This is a genomic window from Mesomycoplasma conjunctivae (assembly GCF_000026765.1).
GTDB classification, from domain to species: domain Bacteria; phylum Bacillota_I; class Bacilli_A; order Mycoplasmatales; family Metamycoplasmataceae; genus Mesomycoplasma; species Mesomycoplasma conjunctivae.
On record NC_012806.1, the window covers coordinates 559,958 to 581,295 of the forward strand.

Genomic DNA, 21,338 nt, shown 5'->3' on the forward strand with positions numbered 1-21,338 from the left:
TTATTCTCCTAAAATTGTTCTTAAGGTTTGCTCATCTACAAGTTTTTCTTCAATGGTGAAACTATTATCTTGTGGAAAGATATCAAAATCTAATTTAATAATTTCATCAGCATTACCACTTGGTAAATAATTTTTCATACCAAAAGAGGCTTTCCCTGATATTACAGTAGATAACTTATTAGTATTAGTTGTATTGGTGTCTTGAATAATTAACTTAATAAGTTGGTTGTTTAATTTTAATGGATCACTAGCTTTGATAAGGCTTAAAAGATAAACATGTAAATCATTGCTAAAATCTATGTCAATTGAAACTGATAACGACAAGGTTGTTCCGGTGACAATGCTAGTTGTTGATCCCTTATTATGAAAATAATTTTTGTCCTCTTTTTTAGTAGAAAAATTATTCTTTAATTCTTTGATATTGACTAAAGGTTTGAATTGTTTGGCACTATTGTGCTCAGGCGCTAAAGCAATGTATAAACTAGCTACATAATTGGTTGCTAACATAAATTCCTCCTAAATTTTTTCTATAAATAAATCGACTTCCCATTGATAAGTTTGGGAAACAACATCAAAATAAAAATTGTTTAAATGATAATTTTGGTTTTTTGAATACACTATTTTATTGTTGATAAATTTTGTTAATAATCGCCAATTATTACCTTTATTTATTTCTTGGAGCGCTTGTGTTATTAAATTGGCATTATCAAGTTGTTTTTTACTATGTTCCAAATTATCAATATAAGAAATTTTTAGACTAATGTTAAAGGTTTGTTGATTATAGTAAATTGGAAATATATTTTCATTATTACTGTTTTCAATAACAATTGCTCGGTTGCGATCTTGCTCGTTTATTTGGTACCAAAAAGGTAATTGAACTCCGATTTTTTGAGTGATAGCATTATAAAGATCAATTGCTACCTGATGTTCTAATGATTTATTTAATTCCATTTTTATCCCAATCATTAATTAGTGTTTTAGCTAAGTCTTCAAATTCTTTATTAAACATTTTTTGAGCCCTTTTGTTATAAACTCTTGCAAAAGGTGCAGATTTAGCAGTTGGTTTTTGATATTTATAAGTAATGTAATGCTTGTTGATATTAAATTCTTTTTGCTTTGACAATTTCCTAATTTTTCGTGCATCTTTGGCAAAAGGCTTTCTAATTCTTCTTCCCGCAAGCGCATAAATATATTCTTTTTTAGCTGGTTTTAAACCCACTGTTATTTGCAAGCTTTGAATACTTTTGCCACCAACTCTTAATTTAGCGGGTTTAGTCCCACTAATTGTAATAGCATTTTTAAGAGGGGTACGAGAGTATTTCCTTTGTCCTAAATTTTCGGGTACAATTTCAACAACTCTGTTTTTAAATTTGGAAGCTTGTTTTTCTAAAAAACTACTAGCCTGAGAAGTTTGTGCTAATTTAGGGATATTCTCAAGTAATTTTTTGTTTCATTCGAGTTTGTGCTCAATTTTCATTAACTAATTACCTTTTTGTAATGTTTAAAATCCGAACCACTCACCGATATTGGAAGCTAACATTTGGCCACCTTGGATAGCTAGCATCATAAATTTTTACTGCCTCATAAGATAAGTTGACGCCGCTACCCTCAGGGTTAGCATATAAAGTAACTATAAAAGTATCATGGTCTTTTTGCCAAACTTTTGATTGAGTAATTTTTTCGTATGCATCACTAACACTGTACTTATTGTCACCATTTTCTCAAAAGTCAAATGTTCAAATTTCACTCCTATTACTTGTAGAACTCAAATGATTTTGCTTTACAATCAATTTATAATTTTGTACCATCTGTATAGTATTATCATTATTAGTCAGCCTAACAGAAGGTCAGGAAACACTAGTTCCTTGATAATTAGAAGTATCACTAACCCTTTGGACATTGATATTTTGTTCATTGGTATTCAAATATGTAAAAGAAGTTGACCAATTACTAAAATTTAAGTTGGCATCACTTCCTGGTAAGCCTTGTTCTCCTCTGGGGCCAGTTGCACCAGTTTCTCCTCTTGGACCAGTTAGACCAACTAATCCCCTTGGACCAGTTGCACCAGTTAATCCTCGCTCGCCTCGAGGTCCTCTTTCTCCACGTTCTCCTGGTTCTCCTTTTTCTCCTTTAAACTCTGCTCTATGCCTTTGAAAATATGCTTCAACTTGTGAGTCTGGTAAGGAAATACTTAAATGTGGTAAGTAAGTAATATTGAGATCATCAGGTAAGATATATGAATTAATAAAGGTTGTAATTTTTTCAATAGCAGTTTGTGAACTGGCATTATAAGGTGTGATATCAATTGCTATTTGCTCTAAAAATTTATTACTTCTTGGATCGCTATAGAACTCTCTTTCTGATCCAAGTATAATAAGATGGGGGATATTAGTTAAATCCTTGTCTCAAGAATTATTAACTGGATCATCACTTTTTTTAGCATTGGCAATTTTAGTTGCTAATTCTTGAGCTTTGTTTTCTCTTTTAGCTTGGGCAAAAATTGCTTTTCATTGCAGAGTTGTATAAGGCCACATTATAAGCACTCGAGTTTGATTGTTAACAGCTGTCCATTGATGTCTTCACTTAAAAGCTGTATTTTCCCAATCAATTCTTTTATAAGGGGAATTATTAGATTGTTCAAGTTGTCTAAGTAGTTCACTTGCAACCTCGCTTTTCTTAGCTTCATCTCAAGTAAGCGATAGTCCAGGATCTCCCTTGTCACCTTTTGGCCCTTGGGCTCCAGTAGCTCCACGTTCTCCTGGATCTCCTTTGTCTCCTTTTGGACCTTGGGCTCCCGGAAGTCCTCTTTCACCTTGGATACCTTGAACTCGATTTTGTTTAATGGTAGTAATTTCTTGTTCTAATTGTCCAATTTTTGTGTTAATTTGAGGACTCAAAGTTGAGGCTCCAACCTCTGATAATTGAGCTTTAATTTCTTCAATATCACTTTTTTTAACTAAATTTTCAAGCTCACTTTTATTAACTAATATTGAGTGATCTAAGTTTATGTTAGCCAATTGTGATTGTAATAGGGATTCTTGCTTACTTGCTACTTTAGTATTTAATTCACTTTTGGTTTGTTCAATTAAGTTATTTAGTTGTTGACTTTTATTTTCAATTGATGCAGTATTATTTGCGATTAATTGTGATAATTTGTCATCTTTTGATTGTAATTGTTCATCAAAATTAGTTTTAAGTTGCTCAGTAGTACTTGTTAATTCTTGTTTAGTAGCATAAGGTAAAAGATTTTCATTTTTTAAAAATAAATTATGGTCTAAACTTGAATTGTTTAACTGTTGTGTTGACAATAAGGATTGCTTAGTATCAATTTTACTATTGAGTTCTTGCTCTTTATTATTAATTAGTTCTTTATTAGCACTAATATTTTTTATATTTTCATTAATAAGCAATTTAAGCTCACTTTGATTACTAGAAATACTTTCCACCAATTCATTTTTTATAACATCAATGTTAGTACTATTTTCTTGCTTATATGAATTTAAAGCAGCACTTGCTTTTTGAGCTTCAGAGTCAATTTTAGTTATTAATTGTTGACTTGTTTGGTTATTAGTAGTCGTAATATTTTTATTTAAATTAGTCTCTGTTTGAGTAATTAAATTTTGCAAATTTTGCTCAGAAGTGGAAATATTTTGCTCTAAATTTTGCCTCAATTCTAACAATTGGCTTGGATCTACCTTTTGATTCCAATTTTTAATATCACCATCATTAAGTGGTAAATCCTGGTAATTAACTTGGTTTTCTTCAACATTAATTAATTTAAATCCATTAGTTAAAGGAAGTCTATTTTGTTTTTCATCTAAGCCCTGGCGAAATTGTCTAGGACTAATGCCTAAATTGAGATCTTGGGATAAACTAGGATCTTGAACTACATTGTTTACATAATTTGCTAAATCGGTAAATTCTTTTAACTCGCCTGCATATTTAACAACTATTTTTTGCTCTTGAACATTAAATAAATCAGTATCTATTGATGTCACCCGATAAACAGCATTAGCTCGAAAAACATAATCATCGGTCTCAATATTGAAATCGGTTTTGAGAAGTTTAATAATTAAAATATCTCACTCATCTCTAACCATTCCATTTGCTAGTAAATCTTTGTCTCTTACAATGTGGCCAAAGATAGTCTTAGAAAAATATTTAATAGATTCCTGGACTCCTTGGTCAACTTGCTTTTTAATTTTGATAATTAAAAAAGGTTCACGATATTTTCTTGGGTCTATACTAGCATATGACATTGAACTCCTTTCTTAAATAAATATGATTAAATAAACTTAACTCGATCTCCTAAAATATCAATAATCATTTTGTTAGGGTCGGCATCTTTATTCATGCTATCGGGATTATTGTGATAAGTAGCTGCTAAATGTAAGGTTGCCATTTTAGTTTTTAAGTCTCAAGCTCACTCGTGGTTATCATCAATAAAATAACGACCTGATAATTCTTTTAAAGGTAGTTGATAATATTGTGTCCAAACATTTACTCTTGCTATTTCGATGTAATCAATAATAATTGAGTCTAACAAATTTGTCCCAATTGCATTACGATATTTAAAATCAATTAGTCACTGATATAAAGGATGTTGTGGATCAATTATTGCCATTATCTAATTTCAACGTATCTAGTATTAATGTAAGGATCAGTTAATTTAATTTCTCCTCTAGTTGTTAAAATTTTAGAATCAAGACCTTTTTTAATTCCACCATAAGGGTCATCTTCAAGTACAAAATCTAATCCATAAGCCACTAAATGTTTAGAGTTGAAAAATAAGAGGGCACGCTCACCTTTGATCGCATAATGAGAGTTGAAAACAATTATTTCATCGCTAGTGAGGTCAGATTCCTTGGTAGCTGGATTTTTATTGTCAGTAAACATCCCCCTCACTTCACTTGCTATTCTTTTCATTGCAGTTTTGTCTTCAAATTTAGTTTTAGGATAAAAATCGGTTGTTATTACTTTTACACCACGATATGTTTTGTTAACAATATCTAAAACTTCTGGGATAAAGTTGCTATAAGTATTGGTAATATATGGTCTTATCAATCCATTTCAAGTAGTGGTGTGTAGCACAAAAACAAAGTCTGCAAAATTATCAAAACGATATTGGTCTTTAAAAGAGTCGATAATTTGGTCAAAATCTTCAAATGAGAGGCGACCTTGATATTTTGAATTAATACGTGCAGAAATTGTAGGACCTCCAACATAATTATTATCAACATCAATTTTTGAGTCTACAGATGCAAAAATATTTTTATAGAAATCTTTACGTAATGAAGTAATAATTTGATTTTGTGCATTAGTGATTTGTTTGTCTCATAACTCTTCATAGTGAGGTAAAGCTTTATTAATTTTTAGGTGTAAAGCCCGACGGTGTGGTTTTAATAAAACTGATAACGTTTTACCACCAAACTCGATAGCATCTTCTGCCTCACCAATAACTGGTACGTCTTGAGTATCATCAATATAAATTAATTGTTTAACTTCATTTAAAGCACTCAAAGGAATTTTTTGTGATACATCGCTAAACTCAGGAAAGATTTTTTCAAGCTGAGAAATAATATGAGGCATTTGGATAGTCTCAATAACTGCTAAACCTTTTAAAGGAGTTGTCCCATCCAAAGCTCTTTGCTCGTATGATTGTTTAATATCTTTGATTTCTGTTGATACAAATTCAATTGAACGTTTTTTATCTTCTGGTAAATCTAAATATGTGCGTTTAAATAAATCTTGTTTCTCATCATCGCTTAATTTACCAATTTTAGCTTTTTTGATAAGCTCAAAAGTGGAAATATTTTGGCTATCAGGTTTAGAATAGAGGGAAGAATGCGCTAATTTATTCATACTATTTTGATCTTTTTTAATAGTTTCTAAAACCTTTTCTATTGCTTCCTGTTGGGTTTTATTAGATTCGACTAATGATTTAGAAATTTCTAAAAAACGGTTATTGTTATCTTGATTTTGTTTGATAAGAGTTAAGTTTTGTTCGCTAATTTTAGTAAGGGTTGCTAATTGTTCTTCTTTATCAACCACTGGTTGTGATTCTAATACTTCTTTAATGTTTTCACTTTGTTTAACTTTGTTTTTATTTTCCATTTTTTCTCCTAATTTTAAAATTTTGATAATACTTTTGTTATTTTTGGCATAGACTCTTGCCTTGTTTTGTGGATAAAATCCGGCATGTACTGGATCAATTGAGATTAAATTACCTTTTTTAAAAATAATATCAATATCACAATCTACACTGGAGTTAGGTTGGGTTTCAACTTCGAGTGCTTCAAAGATGAAACTATTAGACTCAAGCACTCCTTTTTCAACTAATTTGGCAACTTTTGTTAGTTGTTCATTTTCATTGTTAACCTTAATTTTGGCAACAATAGTTTTATCAACTTTTTCAATAGTCATTGATTGATCTTTTGTCGATGCTAAAAGGTTTTCAATTGAGATTTTATGATCTAAATAAGAATTAATTTTTTGTTTATTAAAAGGTAGTTGATGGTCAAAAGCATCAAGAGCTATTTTTTCACGATACTTAAGGCCATTATCTTCATTAATTGGAGATCAACTATCTAATTCAATAATGAGCTCTAAAGTTTTACCATCTTCTTTAGTTATTATTTGATTGCTGTTTTTGTAAATTAATTTTGGCATCTATCTCCTTATTTTCTTCAATATTTTTCAAAGGAACCAGTGTCGAATTAATTAGTAAAAGATCACCATCTTTTAATGCTTTAAGTCCTAAAAAAGCACGCACTTCATTAGGTGTTAAGTATCCGTTATTAACTCCACTAGCTGCTAATTCTTGAATGGATTTGGTGTCCATAGATAATAGATCAATAGGTCTAAATGTTATTAGTTCACTATTTGGTACTAGTTCAATAGAGAGCCGTTGGCAAATATTAATTAAAAGCGGAATTAAGGCATTGTCGGTATAAGCTTTATTTAGTTCTGCGCTTGAGTTATATTTATTTTGGTCTTCAATACCTAGCTTGGCTGGCGGAATACCTAAAATACTAGCAAACTCCTTTGCTATGTTATTACGAGTATTTAGGTCAAGTCGCATGTTTAAAACATCAGTTGCTTTACCTATGTCCCACTTTTGGTCTATGACAATCCCAGCGTAACCTTGTTGCTTTTGTCGGGCAATCATTGCATTTAAAGCTTCTTGAGCCTTTTTTTGTTGTTCTTCATTGGTAACTGCAGGAATTTTAATAAATAGAGAATAACTTAAGTCGTTTTTAATTGCTTTAAGCATTGATTGTTCATTTTCTTTAATCTTAGTTATCGTAGATTTAAAAAGTGAAAGAAAAGAAAGGTTCTCAAACCCAGCAATAAATTCGTACTCTATTCATATGATATCATCATCATTGTATTTTATTTCGCTATGAGGCATTTTAACAGTGTAAAAAATCCGGTTATCATCTTGAGTTTTTTGGATGATGCCAGGAAATATTGGTGTTAAACTTATAACTTCACCTTTATCATTTTTAACTTTTAAAATAGGTGAGTAACCATATAATAAAAGATTCCAAACAACTAACTTTTTAAATTCTCATGGAGTTAGAGAAGGGGAGGGTTGTTTGTTTAAAATAAATAGTAAAGGGGAATTTATTTGTTGGTTGTCTCTAATATGCAAAAAATTAACTTTAGCAATATCATTTGTAATTAATTGCAATGCCCGCGAAAATATACCAAAAGTTAAAGCCTCTTCCGGTGTTAGTTTTTGATTATTATCACTAAATTGATAATTTAAATTTATGGGCTCTGGACGATTATTATTAAAAGAACTACTCTTCCTTCTTGAGGAAGTATTTAATAACTTTATAGTTAAATTCTTAAAGTTAGTAAAAAAAGATAACACTTAAAAACTCCTTTGAAAGGTTCAAAATTTGTTTTTGGCGTGTTATCTTAATTATAACATATATTTTTATTTTTTAAAAAAATTATCTTATTAACAATTATTGGCTATCTTCTTTATCTTTTTTGAGGGGTGACTCCTCACTTTCATACTCCATTTTTAGCTTTTCTATCTCTTTTACAGTAAAGCCTTCTTCTTGGAGTTGGTTTGTACTTTTTGCACTTAAGTTTCCTATTAAACTTTTATACAGCCTTTTTAAATAGTCATACTCAGAGCCAACCTTACTAAAAGCAAGTGATGTTTTGATAATATTTTTTAATTCACCTGGAGAAGGTAGTTTTCCTGCTATTTGCAATATTTTTTTAAATAATTTTGTATCCTTTGATATTCCTTTAAAATTCTTGATAAAAGAATTAAAATAATATTCAGCAACCTTTATTAAATCTTCATTGGAATACTTATTAAAATCAATAGTAGCATCAAATCTTCTAATTAATGCTTTATCCAAATTTGAATATAAATTAGTAGTTGCAATAAGTATAATTTCTTTATTAAACTCTGTTAGTCTATCTAATTCTCTTAAAATAGTAGATGTTGCCCTTCCCATCTCTCTTACATCATTGGAACTAATACGATCCAAAGCAATAACATCTATTTCATCAAACAAAACTACAATTTTATTTGTATTTGGAAGTCTATTTATCTCTTCAAATACCTTTGTTATGTTCTTAATAGTTTCCCCTAACTTACTATCTATTAGATTATCAAAACTAACTATAAAAAGAGTTCCTCCCAACAATCTTGTTATATTTTTGGCTGCCTCTGTTTTTCCAGTACCTGGTAATCCTTCAAATAAAAATTTATTAATACCTATATTATGGTTTATAGCGTTAATAATACCTTGTATATCTTCTGTTATTTCAAGTGGTAAAGTTAAATTATCAAGGTTTTTTATTTTTACTGGTTTTAAAAACTGACCTTCAAAATTAATTTCCAACTTACTTGTCAAATCACTAACTTTTACTGATTGTAAATTCATTTCAGCTATTAAGCTCATAATATATTCGGATAACTCGTAGTCTCCCACCCTATCAAAAGCTCTTGCTACTTCTATTGCCTCATTTCTAAAAGAATTTTCATTTCTATCGACATAATATTTTATTAAATTTATAACATTTTTTTTCTTCATATTTGCTTACCTTATATTTACACATTATCACTGAAATAATGTTCTTAATTTATTACATTTCTTACGATTATTTAAGCATCGGGGACATAATAAAATCCACTAGCTACACCTTCATCAGATCTATGTAATTGGTTAGCAGCCATTAGCATAGCTATAAAGGCATCAATCCTCTTGTTAGGATTAATTTTGGAAACAAAGACATTTCCCGAAAGATTATCAACATTTTTTACTGCTGTATTTATTATGTGCGAAATAGCATACTTATTATCATCAATGATATAGATTTTTTTATCTTTTAATTTTTTTTCAAAACGAATAAGTGCAGGTGATAAAAATACTCCTTGCTTAGTTTTGATTAGCTCAAACTCGTTAAAATTACCATCTTTTAAAATATAGTCTTTAATGATGCTAAAAGCCCAAGGATCATAAGCTAATGCATAAATATTAAAGTCTTTTTTTCAATCAATTAGTCTTTTGGATACTATTTTATAATCGATAGTTTGGCCATTAATTAGTTCGATAAAATTATCTCTTTGCCAATCTAAATAAGGGGCACCATCACGTTCTATTTTTTTGTGAATGTGAGAGTTTGGTAAAAATCCTAAGACCTTAAAAACTCACAAAGGTTCGCCATCTTCTTGTGGAACCTCTCAAGCAATGCAAATAGCGGTGGTATCTGTTGTTGAAGACAAATCAACTCCTATTATACCTGGGTAGTCTTTAAAAAAGTTATCATTAATTAATTTTTTAACAATAGCTTTGTTTTCCTCTTGCGATGCTTTAATATCTTGATCTTTAAAATAACCATTAGCATTAGAAACTCACATTCCTAACCTTTTAATTTTAAACTCGTTTTCACTGGCAATACTAGTAATAAGGGAATACTCTTGCCGTAACTTATCAAGAGAAACACTAATTCCTAAAGCAGGATTTGCTTTAATCCATAAGGATTCATCTTCTCAATTATTATAATCTTCTTTGTCTAATTCTGCAGCTCATAAAAACACCGAAAAAGTTGGATCCTCAACAAAAGGGTTATCAATTTGTCTTTTCAGAAATGTTTTATAAGAATGCTCACGTTCATAACAAACTGAGTCAATATTGTTTCCTTTAGTAGTATCATAAATAATTAAAAAATTCTTTCTTGACAAGTTATTTGCCAACATTGCTGATTCTTGGATTGTATCGTCTTTGTGAAGGTGGTACTCTGTTAAAATCACAAGGGAAGGGTTTTTACCCTCAAGGGCTTTTTTCTCAAATGCTAAAGCTTTAATGAGTCCTTTTTTCTTACTAATGATTTGAATAGTGTTGTACTTATGAAAACGGGCACGCATTTTTTTAGTACTTTGAATATACTTTTGTGCTGTATCGTAGACAATTCTACTTGCTTCCCTTTGTGGTCCTATAATATAAGTTTGTGTAGCGCTATCATTTGTGATACCATTGGCAACTGCTAGAGCAAACATTGCTCAAAAAGAGGATTTCCATTGCTTACGTGCTTCAACATCGAAGACTTGCTCAGTTATCATACTTTCGGGGTCATCTTTGTATCTTCATCCCAAAATAAAACCCGCCATAAATTGTCGAAAATCAGGAAAGATGAAAGCTTTTTTAGTTTCAGGGATAACAATATCTTTTGTAAAATTAATTAGATTTAATAAAGGTTTTTTATAAAAGCGGAAGGGAAAGTTTACCTCTTGTTGACGATACAAAAAGATTACATGACGCAAACACTGCAAATAAACCATATTAGAGGTAATTATTTGTTTATTAACCACTTTATAAGCATATTGAGTAGTATAATCATCAGGAGCAATTTTATAATTGTTAAATCAATTTAAAATTTGTTGTACTTCTTTATTCATAAGCTGATAAATCTTCTTCTTGCTCTTCAATAATACTTTCTTTTAACTTTTGTCTGGACAAAGGTGTTAATCCTAGTTGTGCTAACATATTAATAATTTGGTTATAATGTTGGTTTAAATCGATATCTTGCTTTTTAAGAATACCTTTATCATCAATTGAATAAACAAGATTGGTGGCGCTAATTTCTAGCAATTCCTTTTTTGCTCTGTTATAGTCCTCGCGGGTTTTAACAAGACTTTTATAATCCCGGTCTATCATTGTATTAAAAGCATTGAGCTCTGGCGTCTTAATAGCATCCCCTTTCTTATTTTTACTATAAATATTTTCCATTAATTGCTTGTTTTTATCGATTGATTGTTCCAACCTTTTAATATGTGCATTATAAAAATCAATGTCCTTTTTAAGTTGTTTGATTTTATTTGGTTTAATCTTTTGAGTTCATTGTTTAAAGATTAATTCCTGAGCTTTAATTTTTTGGATCAAGTCATCCATTGAAAATAAAAATATTATAAAATCATCAGCTTTAAAAGGTTTGTTAGCATTTTCTTCTTCAATATTTTTCAAGATCTTTTGAATCTCTTTTTTATTTTTAAATTGTTTAAATAAATCGATTTTTTCCTGTTTTTTTAGACTCAATTAAAATTACCTCCTTGATTAAAATAAAAAGTCATTTGAGATTTGTTTAAGTTTTTGGATTAACTCCTCAACTGCTAATCTTAATTGCAATATTTGTTTATCATATTGTGAATGTGTGATGTAATTGTGATTTAGATTTATCCAACCCGACAATATTTGGGCACACTTGTATTCTGGCATATTTAAGCTGGCGTATTTCATAACGACAAAAAAACTTTTAGAAAATGAAACTACTTTAGTGTTAGCTTTCGGCTTTAGATATCTATTTATCATATTTTGGCCTGTTAAGCCATATCAATTGGTAAGTAATTCATACTTATTATATTTAATTTTTTTCTCTTTAGCTTCTGTTTGATAATCTCTAAATAAGTGATAAATCCCAAAAAATGTAGCTCAATTAATAATATTGTTTCCATCCTTATTAAAAGCAAATTCAAAAACTAATTCATTAATTGGCATATTCTTATAATAAGGATCTTTTTGGCTTTTTTGGATTTTAACATTAATGTAGGCTACTAAGCATAAACCTTGTAAACCCAAATCCCTTTGATGTTGAACCGTATTTCTACAAATATCTAATTGTGCTTTTCAATCATACAATGCAATTTCCTCCTTGCTCTGTCATTGAATTTGAGATTTTACTTGTGCTTCTCATTCTTGCCATAATTTTTGGTATTTAAAATTTAATTTTTTATTATTGTTGTCAGTAAAAATTAATTCCATTTTTATCCTGTTTTTTAATTATTTTTTGAACTCAAAAAAGTACGTTGGTGTAAGTTTTTTAAAAATAAACTCATTTTTATTTTTTAAATTTTAAAAAAATTTTTTTGTTCAACCAAGTTATTTTTAATTTTACTTACACTAACACACTTTATATTATAATACTTTTTTATCAAAATAGCACCTAAATACAGGCTTTTTACTCTATTTTATCCTTTTTTTAAAAATGTGTGTAGAAAAATAAAGACACACACTTTTAAAAACCTTTTTTCCAGGTAAAATTTTTTTTGTTCAAAAATGTAAGTTAATCTTTTTCTACACACATTTTTAAAATCTTTATAAATTAAAAAAATAATAGTCACTTTGGGGAAAAGGCAAAAGAAAGATTGTAGCTAAAAATGATGATCATATTATCAATAATATTTAAAAATAAATTGAGAAAAAAGATTATAATAAAAGCTATAAAAAAATAATTTTGTTTTTCAAAATCTAAAAAAAATGCACAACAAGGTGGGGTGCTCGGTAAACAGCTCAACCCTGTTTTTTTAAACTCCCCCCTATAGTAAAGTCATAAAGCTAAATCTTGTTAAGTCAACCTTTAAGTTCCTTATAAGGTTAATTAAACTACTAAAAGGCAATTCACTAGTATAGGAATCAGTGTTTAACTATTGTTGTTGTTTAAAATAATAAAAAAACACCCGTTAGGGTGTAAAAAAAGTCACACAAAGTAAGCACTCTTGCTTAACTTTATATTTGTTTATTTAATTAATATAAGTTAATTTTTCTTAAATACTTTTTCAATTTCATCTTTTGTTATCAATTGGTCTTTTCTTTTATTATTTTCTTTTACTGTAATAAGCTTTCTATTATAAATAGTTGGATCTATTTTAATATATTCATTTATGTAGTCTTTTATACTAAGAAAAAAATCTAACCTTTTAAAAATATTTTTTTGTCATTGCATGACTCCTAATTGGTAAATTTCTAACTTTCTTTCTAGTCCATTTATGTAATTGGTTAATATATCACTATTTAAATATTTTGCTAACCTATTTTCATTGAAATTTCTAGAGTCTTTTAATAATTCTTTTTTTATTTTGTTTAAATCCTTAATTATTAAATTTGAAGAACAATAATCACTTAGTATATCAAAATCTCTTTGATCATGATTGCTGTAATCTCAATATAAATTAACAAGTCGTATTATTTTATTTAATTGTTTAAAAAAATCTTTTGGTAATTTTATATTGTGTAAATTCATTCTAAAATAGAATCTCCTTACTTATAATTTGGTTTTTCTCTAAAGCAATTTTATAACTATCTAAATTTTCTTTTAATTGTTTTAATAAATATTCAAGTTTTTTGATATTTCGTGATAGCAAACTGTTTTGAGTCACTTGATTATTTAGGTGGTTAATAATCTTATTAATATAAAGAGGGTCTAATTGTTCTTTGGCTTGCAATTCCAATAAATATTGGGTTGGTCAAACAAACAAAGGTTTTAAAGACCATGTTTTTTCAAAAATACAATAAAAAAGATCCATGTCTTCTAGTTTATCATAATAAGGGAACTTCTCTTGTTTGAAATATACTTGTATTGCTGTTGTTTCTGGTATTACAAAATGTCGATCTATAATTTTGTTTAATTTAGCAATCTCTTTTAATTGTTCAATAATTAGAATAATGTTTAGCATTTTTAAATTTTTATTTTGTTCCATTTTATTTTCCTTTTTTGTTGGTTTTATCTTCTTTGAGATTGTTGTTAAAAAACTCAATAATAAGCCCAAAAATTGCACGTAAAGGCTTAATACATATAGAATTGCCTGCAATTCTATAAAAGTGTGTTGGTGCTAAATTAGCTTTTAAAATTTTGTCAACTTCACTTTGGTCTAAATCCATATATCTAAGGACTTCATCATATTTTAAAGAGCGAATATAATTGTCTTGCAACTTTACTTTTATCACATTAGATCTGGCTATATTTGTACGCCCTTTTCCCTTAGGATCAAACACACTTGCTTCAATATTAAATAAGGGAAGACCTTGTAATTTGCAAGAAATAACATCACCATTTTTCTTAAACTCTGGCAAGTTCTCTGGTTTAATTAATTTGCCAAAAAGGTTATTCTCTGGTGTGTTATGTTCATGGTTAATAATGTGATTGATAATAAGGTTGTCATATTTATTTTTTCATTTGTTAATATCTCAAAAGCTAAAGTAATTATTGAATTTATTTTCTAATCAAGAGACACAGAACAACCTTTTTCTTCTTTGTGAGCTACCAAAATCACCTGCATCTAAAATTTCACATTTAGTGCGATAACCTAGGTCAATCAATCTTAATAATCATTTATTTAAATCTTCATCAAATTTATTTGATGCTAAAGCAGCAACATTTTCCATTAATAATATTTTTGGCCTTAAATCTAAATCTGATAACTCTAATAATCTCCCTATATGCCACAACATAGAAGAGTGGGTATTACTATTATCAGCAAAGCCTTTTTTACTTCCCATATTGGAAATATCTTGGCAAGGGAAAGAATAGGTTAGGATATCAATATCTTTAGGTAAAGGTTGGTTGTGGTTTTTAATATCACTTATATAATTATTTGGTTGCCTTACAAAAGGGAGCAAATAAGGTACAATTAAATCTTTTTTATCTTCATTTAAGGTTAATAAATAATTTGTTTTGTTTGGTTTTTTGCTATCATTGGAAAATATTAATTGATTAATAGCTTTGACTTCCTCTTCTGTATAAGAGTAGTCTAAAAAGTAATTAAGATCGTGTAGATGTGTGTAAGCTTTAATTGCTGGAATATATCATTCAATCATTCCAAGAGAATCAACTTTTATTTTGTAATCTTCTGCTTCTTTTTTAAGTGCTAGATATTGGGAACCATATCCAGCAAATGCTTCAAAAATAGTTAAATGTTTTTTATTTGTCATTTTTAAACTCACCTAAAAAGTGGATAATTAAATTTTTTCAATCTAAAAATGCAATTGGTTTTGCATCTTTTAATAGATGCTCTCAATTATCATTATTTACATCTTGATTGAATCAGATTTTATAATCAAAAGGCATGTAATAACCAACGGGAAACTCTTTGTTAAAAAGTTCGAATTGATTAGCTTTTCCTTGTTTATATTTGCTATATTCGGCAAAAGCTGGAGTTAAATTAAAAGAGCCTCAAACATTATTAAGACACAATATTATTTTTACTAAATCATAATAAACTTTTGGTGCTCTGTTAACAAATAAGCACAAGTTGTAAAATAATCTATTGATATGTTCTTTGACTAAATTTAAATTGACATCCATTGAGTAAATGTTGCTAATCAAAATTAAAAAGTTATATCAAAATATTTTGTCTGGTCTAATGTTTTTAGCTCTTAAATAAAATAGAACAACAGTGAAGTTGCCAACTCCGGCACAAGGCTCTAAAAAAGTTTTGGTAAAATCTAAGACCTCTTTATCACTAATTTTATACATTTTTAAAATAGCATGTCTTGGTGTAAAGATTTCTACATTATCTTTATCATCAGAGCCATAAGTTTTTCCATTATGAGTAAACTTTACATTTTTTCCCTTCCTTGTATAAAAAACTGGTTTTACAGGTTTGATTTGTTCAAAAATACTTTGCTGTACTTCATTCAACTTAGGTTTTAAAAAAGCCACAAATTCCTCAAGTTTTTTAACAATATTTGCATCTCTATCAAACTTTCTTTTTTTGTGATCTTGTAAATCTTTAATAGGTTTAAATTCAAACATATTTTTTTATGTAATTAATCTCCTTGCCACTTAATTTAAGAATCTTATAAAGTTGTTTATCATCGTAATTTTTCCAATCTAGTCAGGGATACAGGAATAAATCTTGATTTCTATTTTTTTGAGTAAAGGCTGGTGCACTACTTATTACATCGCATATTTTGTTTTGTGAGAATTTAATAAAATTGTTTGCTTCTGTTCTGCTATTTACAGTTAAAAAATAAATTTCTGAAATCCATAAAACATAAGGAGGAACAATAAATCATTTATTATGTTTCAACCCAAATCTATTCCGTGCTATTTTTCAATAGGGTAGGTTTTTTAAAATTTCTTCTCGTTTTTTACTATCAGTAAAAAAATCCATATGTATCTTATCTTGGTTGTTGCCAACAATATAATTTGCTACTCGTACGTGCTTTTGTGGACATTTTTGGTCTAAACAAATATAAGGTCTAATTTCCCTTCTTGTAATGTTTTGCTGTATAACTTTCCTATTTTCAAAAGAAACAATGTTGTTTTCCTTCATATATGACTTTATTTTTTTGATAATAGGAAAGGAATTATGATTTTTTAAATAAATTCCTATATCCTCGTCTATAAAATTACTTTTATTGTGTTGATCTAGTTCTCAATTAGAATCATGCTCTCCTAGTGTTTTTTTTCATTTTCAAAAAAAATGGTGCGTTTTTTTTTTTTTTTTTTTTGATTTTCTTATCCACAATGACAAAACTAATTTCACTACCTATTCCAATATTTGTAAATAATGGCCTTAAATTACTAAAAATACCAACAGCACGCACATTGTTTTTTACCAAATCTATTAAATATTTATTGATTGGTGCTTTTGAAACTAATCAAGTGCTAGGTGTAAGGAAAGCAAAGCATCTAGCAAACTCCCAAGCTGCTAATATAAAATAGTTATACATTGGAGCAGCATTTTTTATAATTTGTTCTTCACTAGTTGGTAAATTAATTTGATAAGGTGGGTTAGACATTATATAATCAAATTGTTTTTTAAATTTGGTAATAGGGATGTTCATTTTTTTCCTTTCTTAATTAATCGAAAATATCAGACAAGAAGTCAAAGTCATCTTCTGACTCTTGCTTATCATCTTCTTTTTCTTGTCTATTATTGTGTGGTGAACCACTCAAGTATTGTTGACTACTTGTTTGATTAGTGTTGTTATTGGTCTGATTAGTAGTTTGTTCATGATCCACTCATCTTCAAAATTGGCCATCACTTTGGATGCCTTCATCGGCATAATAAGTAATAATTTCTTCACTAAAGTTGATGACTGATAAAGGTTTATAACCATATTTTTCACAAAAGCTTTGGTAATTTAAATATGTATCATAAGGTGATGATTGGCGAATAATAGTTCCTTTTTTGAGGTAAATTCTTCCTTTTTCTCCATGTTGTTTTGCATTTTCCTCAAGTCACAAAATAACAGGGTTGTTTTTCTTGGCATAGAGTTCTAAAAGTAGTGATGCTTTTTGACTATGAGTAAATTCACCATTAGTTTTTAATCTAGAATAACCTTGAAGTGCAAGGTTAAAAAGTGCTGATAAATTAGCAGGGGTTCTTAATTTGTCTAAGATATTAATATCGACATTATCACCTTTAAATTGGGTTAAAAAGGGTAAAATTATAAACCTTCTAAAAAATCCATTTGAACGCTCACCACTACTTGGAAGTTTATTGGTTGCAAAAATCATTTTTGCCTTGTTTTCAAAAGAGAAAACATCTCGCCCTTTAAACTCTGCAGTAATAATATCACCAGTAATTAGGTTTTTAAGAGTAGCAGGTTCTTTGATATGATCAACACTAATGTCACCACCAATGTTAATCATTTTATTAAGAAGGTTAGCGGTTTGAAATCGTTTGCCAACATTTTCAAGGGCAATGTTAGAAGTATTAGTTTTACCAAAAAGTGCGATAACTAGTGAAAGGAAAGTAGATTTTCCATTTGCAGCACTTGGACCAAAAAGCAATAAGGCTTTTTGATATCTTAAGTCGCCAGTTAAACAATATCCTAAAAATTCCATTAGGATTTGTACAAGTTGTATGTCATTGCTACATATTTGCTTTAAAAATCGTTGGATTTGGCTATCATCTGCTTTGTCATCATAGTCAATTGGAAGTTGGTTGATAATAAAGTATTTAGGGTCAAAAGGCATTATTTCACGAGTATTAATGTTGACTAAATTATTCTTTAGTGCTACAATATTAAATTCTAATTCTGCATAAGTAATAGTTGGCTTATTTAAAATATTTTTGGTAACCTCTTGAATTTGTCGCATTGTCAAATCCGGGACTATCTCAAGCATTTTCCCATTAAGTTTGACTTCATCACAGACATAAATGTAGCCATTGTAAAAGTAAATTAATTCATTAAATATTTTAATATGGTACTTTTCAATTAAATAGTCTGCTAATAGGTTATGCTTGAATTTGCTACCTTGGAAAAATTCAAAAGGTGAAGGCAAACCTTCTTGTCTTGTAGTTGCTTCAAGGTTGGCAAAAAGTTCTTGGTTATCACCTTGATTATCTTTGTCATAATCAGGTGTTAAATTTTGATTAATAAAAATATTATCAAAGCCATCAAAGATTTTTTTAATCTCGTGACCTGATATTGGTTTTGATACAAAAAAGATATTTAAATATGTGATAATATCAATAATTTCCTGCTTGCTATAACCTAGACGATAAAGTGGAAATACTCTTGCAAAAAAATTATTACGACGGGAACCCTCAACTAAATTTGTTGGCGTATCAAGTTCAGCAATCTTTTCGGCTATTCTTCCACCTATAGGTGTTAAAAATCTAGGTAAATAATCTAATTTTTGCGGCTCTAATAGTTGAATCCACTTTCTTCATTTACCATTTTGTTTAATCATTGTATAGGCATTTTTAAAGCCGGTTTTTATGTCAGCTTTTATTCCTAAAGCTAGTAGGGTATCTGTATAAGGTTTAGCAATTGAGCAATGAAAGAAAAAGTGGTGACCTCTAGTAGTCTCAAGAATACTTGTTTTGAGTTTTAAGCGAGTAATAAGATTAATTAATTTTGTACTTGTCTCTGGATTGTCTTTGTTATCGATATCAATAACACAATAATTAGGAGGCACAATCATCCCGATATTTTGCTCGCTAAAAATTTCTTTTAGTTTGTACCTAGTGCTACCAGTGCCACTTCACTTTTTAATTCTAGGACTCTTATCAGCATTTAAAGGGATAAATTCGGCACTCTCACCATATAAATCAACAAACTTTGACAAGTTAAGATCTTGTGACATCTTAATCCTTGTTCATGCTATCTAATTCATCAATAATAAAATCACTAACAGTTGTGTCATCTTCATTAATAAAAATTGGATTTTTATTTTCATTATTAGAAGCAAAACTATTTAGTGGAGTGTATTTAGGTGAAAGAGCTAAACTTTTTTGTTGTGCTGCAAGCGCACTTTTAAATTCTTTTTCTTGAAGCTCGTAAAGCAGATCAACTTGTTCTTTGCTTGTGATAATATTGTAATAGGTAAAAATTCCTTGCTCATTTTTTACTTGGTTAGCTCGAATACCAATTTGTTTCCCATTTAATTCCTGACTTGAGTTTTTAATTTGTTCAATATATTGTCAAGGAATGCCAAACATTTCACAAATAAATCCTAATTGGTAAATACTTGTCATAAATTTTTTATAACCTGCATTTTTATCACTTGTTTTATCTTTATAACGTGGGTCTAAAATCAAGATTAGTTTATTGGTAAATCCTTTTCTCTTGCCCATAATAACTTCAAAGCTAATTTGCAAAGTTTGTAATTTAACAATCGTATTACTATTGCCAAATTTATAGTCTTGTAAAACTACATCAGCACTTAAAATTTTGACTAAATAATTACCAGGTTCTAAACTACGATTAGCATTGAATTCTTTTTTTGATTCTTCGAATAATTGGTGATAATTTATTTTACTCATTGTTTCCTTTCTTAATATATGTTTTAAATGTTTCTAAAGAGAAATTTTTGGCTTGAAAAAGGTGGTGATATATTGCTAACTCAATTGAATTTTTACCAGCAATATAATAAAAATTGACTTCTTGCTTTTGTCCTGGTCGGTAGATTCTTATGTATGATTGCCAAAAATCCTCTTTATTAAGGGAAGGGGAAAAGTATATTTGATTAAAAACTTTATTCTCTAAACCTTTAAAGCCACGGGCACCCCATTTATACTGGATGGCAATAATAAAATTGTCTTCATACTTAAGAGCTTCTTGTAATTCAACTTTAGTTTTATTAATTTCAAAAATTTTAAATTTCGATAATGATTCTTTTATCATCTCTAACTCTTCATTAAAATTGTAAAAAATACAGTAATTGGTCTTGGGTTGAATTAGTTTTTTAATGTAATTAATTTTATAATTACTTACAATTGTTGCTTTCCTGTTTTCACCTATCAGAATCCCGGAAGCTAATTTTCGCAAGTTTGTCAAATCTTGCATTTCAAGCTTGGAATTATTAAAGGTAATTTTTTCTTTTGCAAAATATTCCTGCGGTGCCTCTACCATGTATTTATACTCTTTAACTTTTGGTAATTGTGCTATTTCTGTTGAAGTAATAAAATAAGCTTGGAGTTCAATTAATTTTAAAAAATGATTAATATTTTGGTGATCTTGCTCAACATTAATTGCCTTTTTAAAGTCTAAATAATTTATTGTATCTGGCAAAAGTTTTAATAACTTAATGGGAATATAAAGTTGCTCATATTGACAAGCAAAATTACTACTAGATAATAACAACATCTCTTGAATTAGCCCACTAATTGATAAAAAAGCTTGACTTATTTTGCTATCATGTTCTTTTAAGATTTTAGCCTCTGCAATCACAAGGTGAAAAGGTATTCTAATATTTGAGTGAAGCGCATAAAATGTGGTATATGACATTATAAAAATATGGAAAACAGTATTGTTAATAAGTTCAGCAAAGAGTGGTTTGTTTTCCTTGATGGCAAGAATGCGGTTTTTAATGAACTTATTTTTAATTTCATAAGCTCAATTGTCTACTTGTTTAGCATCAACTACAATTACAATGTTGGCAATAGCTTTATTAAAAGCATAAGCTGCTCACTCTGCAACAATTTTATTTTTTCCTAAACTTTTATCGACACCTAACATAAACCGGTTTTTAGAGCGTGCTATATATAGTGCATCTCTTCTAAATTCATAGAATAAAAACGGTTTTATCATAACTATTGTTAACAACTTTCTTATTATTAATTTCTATCATAC

20 protein-coding genes are annotated in these 21,338 nt (G+C 28.8%); all 20 read right to left on the bottom strand.

Features of this window, described 5'->3' with window-relative positions; genetic code table 4:
* The 20 genes from MCJ_RS02285 to MCJ_RS02380 all read right to left on the bottom strand — a co-directional run bounded on the left by MCJ_RS02285 (position 1) and on the right by MCJ_RS02380 (position 21,296).
* A complete protein-coding gene (locus MCJ_RS02285) occupies positions 1 to 507 on the bottom strand; it encodes a phage tail tube protein (RefSeq protein WP_012751685.1) in 507 nt (168 codons plus the stop codon).
* 9 nt (positions 508 to 516) lie between these two features.
* A complete protein-coding gene (locus MCJ_RS02290) occupies positions 517 to 951 on the bottom strand; it encodes a hypothetical protein (protein ID WP_012751686.1) in 435 nt (144 codons plus the stop codon).
* Entirely contained in the window at positions 938 to 1,477 is a 540-nt protein-coding gene (locus tag MCJ_RS02295) for a hypothetical protein (protein ID WP_012751687.1), read from the bottom strand. Before MCJ_RS02295 ends, MCJ_RS02290 begins: the two co-directional genes overlap by 14 nt.
* A gap of 7 nt (positions 1,478 to 1,484) precedes the next feature.
* Positions 1,485 to 4,259 carry a collagen-like protein gene (locus MCJ_RS03735; RefSeq protein WP_012751688.1) on the bottom strand — a complete coding sequence of 925 codons (2,775 nt, stop codon included), beginning with the start codon at positions 4,257 to 4,259 and terminating at the stop codon, positions 1,485 to 1,487.
* Between the two features lie 26 nt (positions 4,260 to 4,285).
* A complete protein-coding gene (locus MCJ_RS02305) occupies positions 4,286 to 4,624 on the bottom strand; it encodes a hypothetical protein (protein ID WP_012751689.1) in 339 nt (112 codons plus the stop codon).
* A complete protein-coding gene (locus MCJ_RS02310; RefSeq protein WP_041594527.1) occupies positions 4,624 to 6,669 on the bottom strand; it encodes a hypothetical protein in 2,046 nt (681 codons plus the stop codon). The genes MCJ_RS02305 and MCJ_RS02310 overlap by 1 nt, the downstream gene beginning before the upstream one ends.
* A complete protein-coding gene (locus tag MCJ_RS02315) occupies positions 6,626 to 7,879 on the bottom strand; it encodes a phage portal protein (protein ID WP_129621997.1) in 1,254 nt (417 codons plus the stop codon). The genes MCJ_RS02310 and MCJ_RS02315 overlap by 44 nt, the downstream gene beginning before the upstream one ends.
* 97 nt (positions 7,880 to 7,976) lie before the next feature.
* A complete protein-coding gene (locus tag MCJ_RS02320; protein ID WP_012751692.1) occupies positions 7,977 to 9,065 on the bottom strand; it encodes an ATP-binding protein in 1,089 nt (362 codons plus the stop codon).
* A 71-nt stretch (positions 9,066 to 9,136) separates the two neighbouring features.
* Positions 9,137 to 10,930, bottom strand: a complete 1,794-nt coding sequence (locus MCJ_RS02325) for a terminase TerL endonuclease subunit (protein ID WP_012751693.1) — start codon at positions 10,928 to 10,930, stop codon at positions 9,137 to 9,139.
* Positions 10,923 to 11,567, bottom strand: a complete 645-nt coding sequence (locus MCJ_RS02330) for a hypothetical protein (RefSeq protein ID WP_012751694.1) — start codon at positions 11,565 to 11,567, stop codon at positions 10,923 to 10,925. The genes MCJ_RS02325 and MCJ_RS02330 overlap by 8 nt, the downstream gene beginning before the upstream one ends.
* 18 nt (positions 11,568 to 11,585) lie before the next feature.
* Positions 11,586 to 12,290, bottom strand: coding sequence for a hypothetical protein (locus MCJ_RS02335; RefSeq protein ID WP_012751695.1), 705 nt, complete (start codon positions 12,288 to 12,290; stop codon positions 11,586 to 11,588).
* Between the two features lie 772 nt (positions 12,291 to 13,062).
* A complete protein-coding gene (locus tag MCJ_RS02340; protein WP_012751696.1) occupies positions 13,063 to 13,548 on the bottom strand; it encodes a hypothetical protein in 486 nt (161 codons plus the stop codon).
* A 1-nt stretch (position 13,549) separates the two neighbouring features.
* The gene (locus MCJ_RS02345; RefSeq protein WP_012751697.1) at positions 13,550 to 14,005 is read right to left on the bottom strand and encodes a hypothetical protein; all 456 of its coding nucleotides are present in this window, start codon (positions 14,003 to 14,005) and stop codon (positions 13,550 to 13,552) included.
* Between the two features lies 1 nt (position 14,006).
* A complete protein-coding gene (locus MCJ_RS02350) occupies positions 14,007 to 15,236 on the bottom strand; it encodes a DNA cytosine methyltransferase (RefSeq protein ID WP_012751698.1) in 1,230 nt (409 codons plus the stop codon).
* Positions 15,226 to 16,059 (bottom strand): hypothetical protein, encoded by an 834-nt coding sequence (locus tag MCJ_RS02355; RefSeq protein WP_012751699.1) that lies wholly within the window; start codon positions 16,057 to 16,059, stop codon positions 15,226 to 15,228. The genes MCJ_RS02350 and MCJ_RS02355 overlap by 11 nt, the downstream gene beginning before the upstream one ends.
* Positions 16,046 to 16,582, bottom strand: a complete 537-nt coding sequence (locus MCJ_RS02360) for a hypothetical protein (RefSeq protein ID WP_129621952.1) — start codon at positions 16,580 to 16,582, stop codon at positions 16,046 to 16,048. Before MCJ_RS02360 ends, MCJ_RS02355 begins: the two co-directional genes overlap by 14 nt.
* A gap of 106 nt (positions 16,583 to 16,688) precedes the next feature.
* Positions 16,689 to 17,096 (bottom strand): Eco57I restriction-modification methylase domain-containing protein, encoded by a 408-nt coding sequence (locus tag MCJ_RS02365; RefSeq protein WP_041594529.1) that lies wholly within the window; start codon positions 17,094 to 17,096, stop codon positions 16,689 to 16,691.
* Between the two features lie 16 nt (positions 17,097 to 17,112).
* Entirely contained in the window at positions 17,113 to 19,350 is a 2,238-nt protein-coding gene (locus tag MCJ_RS02370) for a phage/plasmid primase, P4 family (protein ID WP_012751702.1), read from the bottom strand.
* Between the two features lies 1 nt (position 19,351).
* Positions 19,352 to 20,029 carry a hypothetical protein gene (locus MCJ_RS02375; protein ID WP_012751703.1) on the bottom strand — a complete coding sequence of 226 codons (678 nt, stop codon included), beginning with the start codon at positions 20,027 to 20,029 and terminating at the stop codon, positions 19,352 to 19,354.
* Positions 20,022 to 21,296: a DEAD/DEAH box helicase family protein gene (locus MCJ_RS02380; RefSeq protein WP_129621956.1), complete on the bottom strand. Its 1,275-nt coding sequence runs from the start codon at positions 21,294 to 21,296 to the stop codon at positions 20,022 to 20,024. Before MCJ_RS02380 ends, MCJ_RS02375 begins: the two co-directional genes overlap by 8 nt.
* Between the last annotated feature and the right edge of the window lie 42 nt (positions 21,297 to 21,338).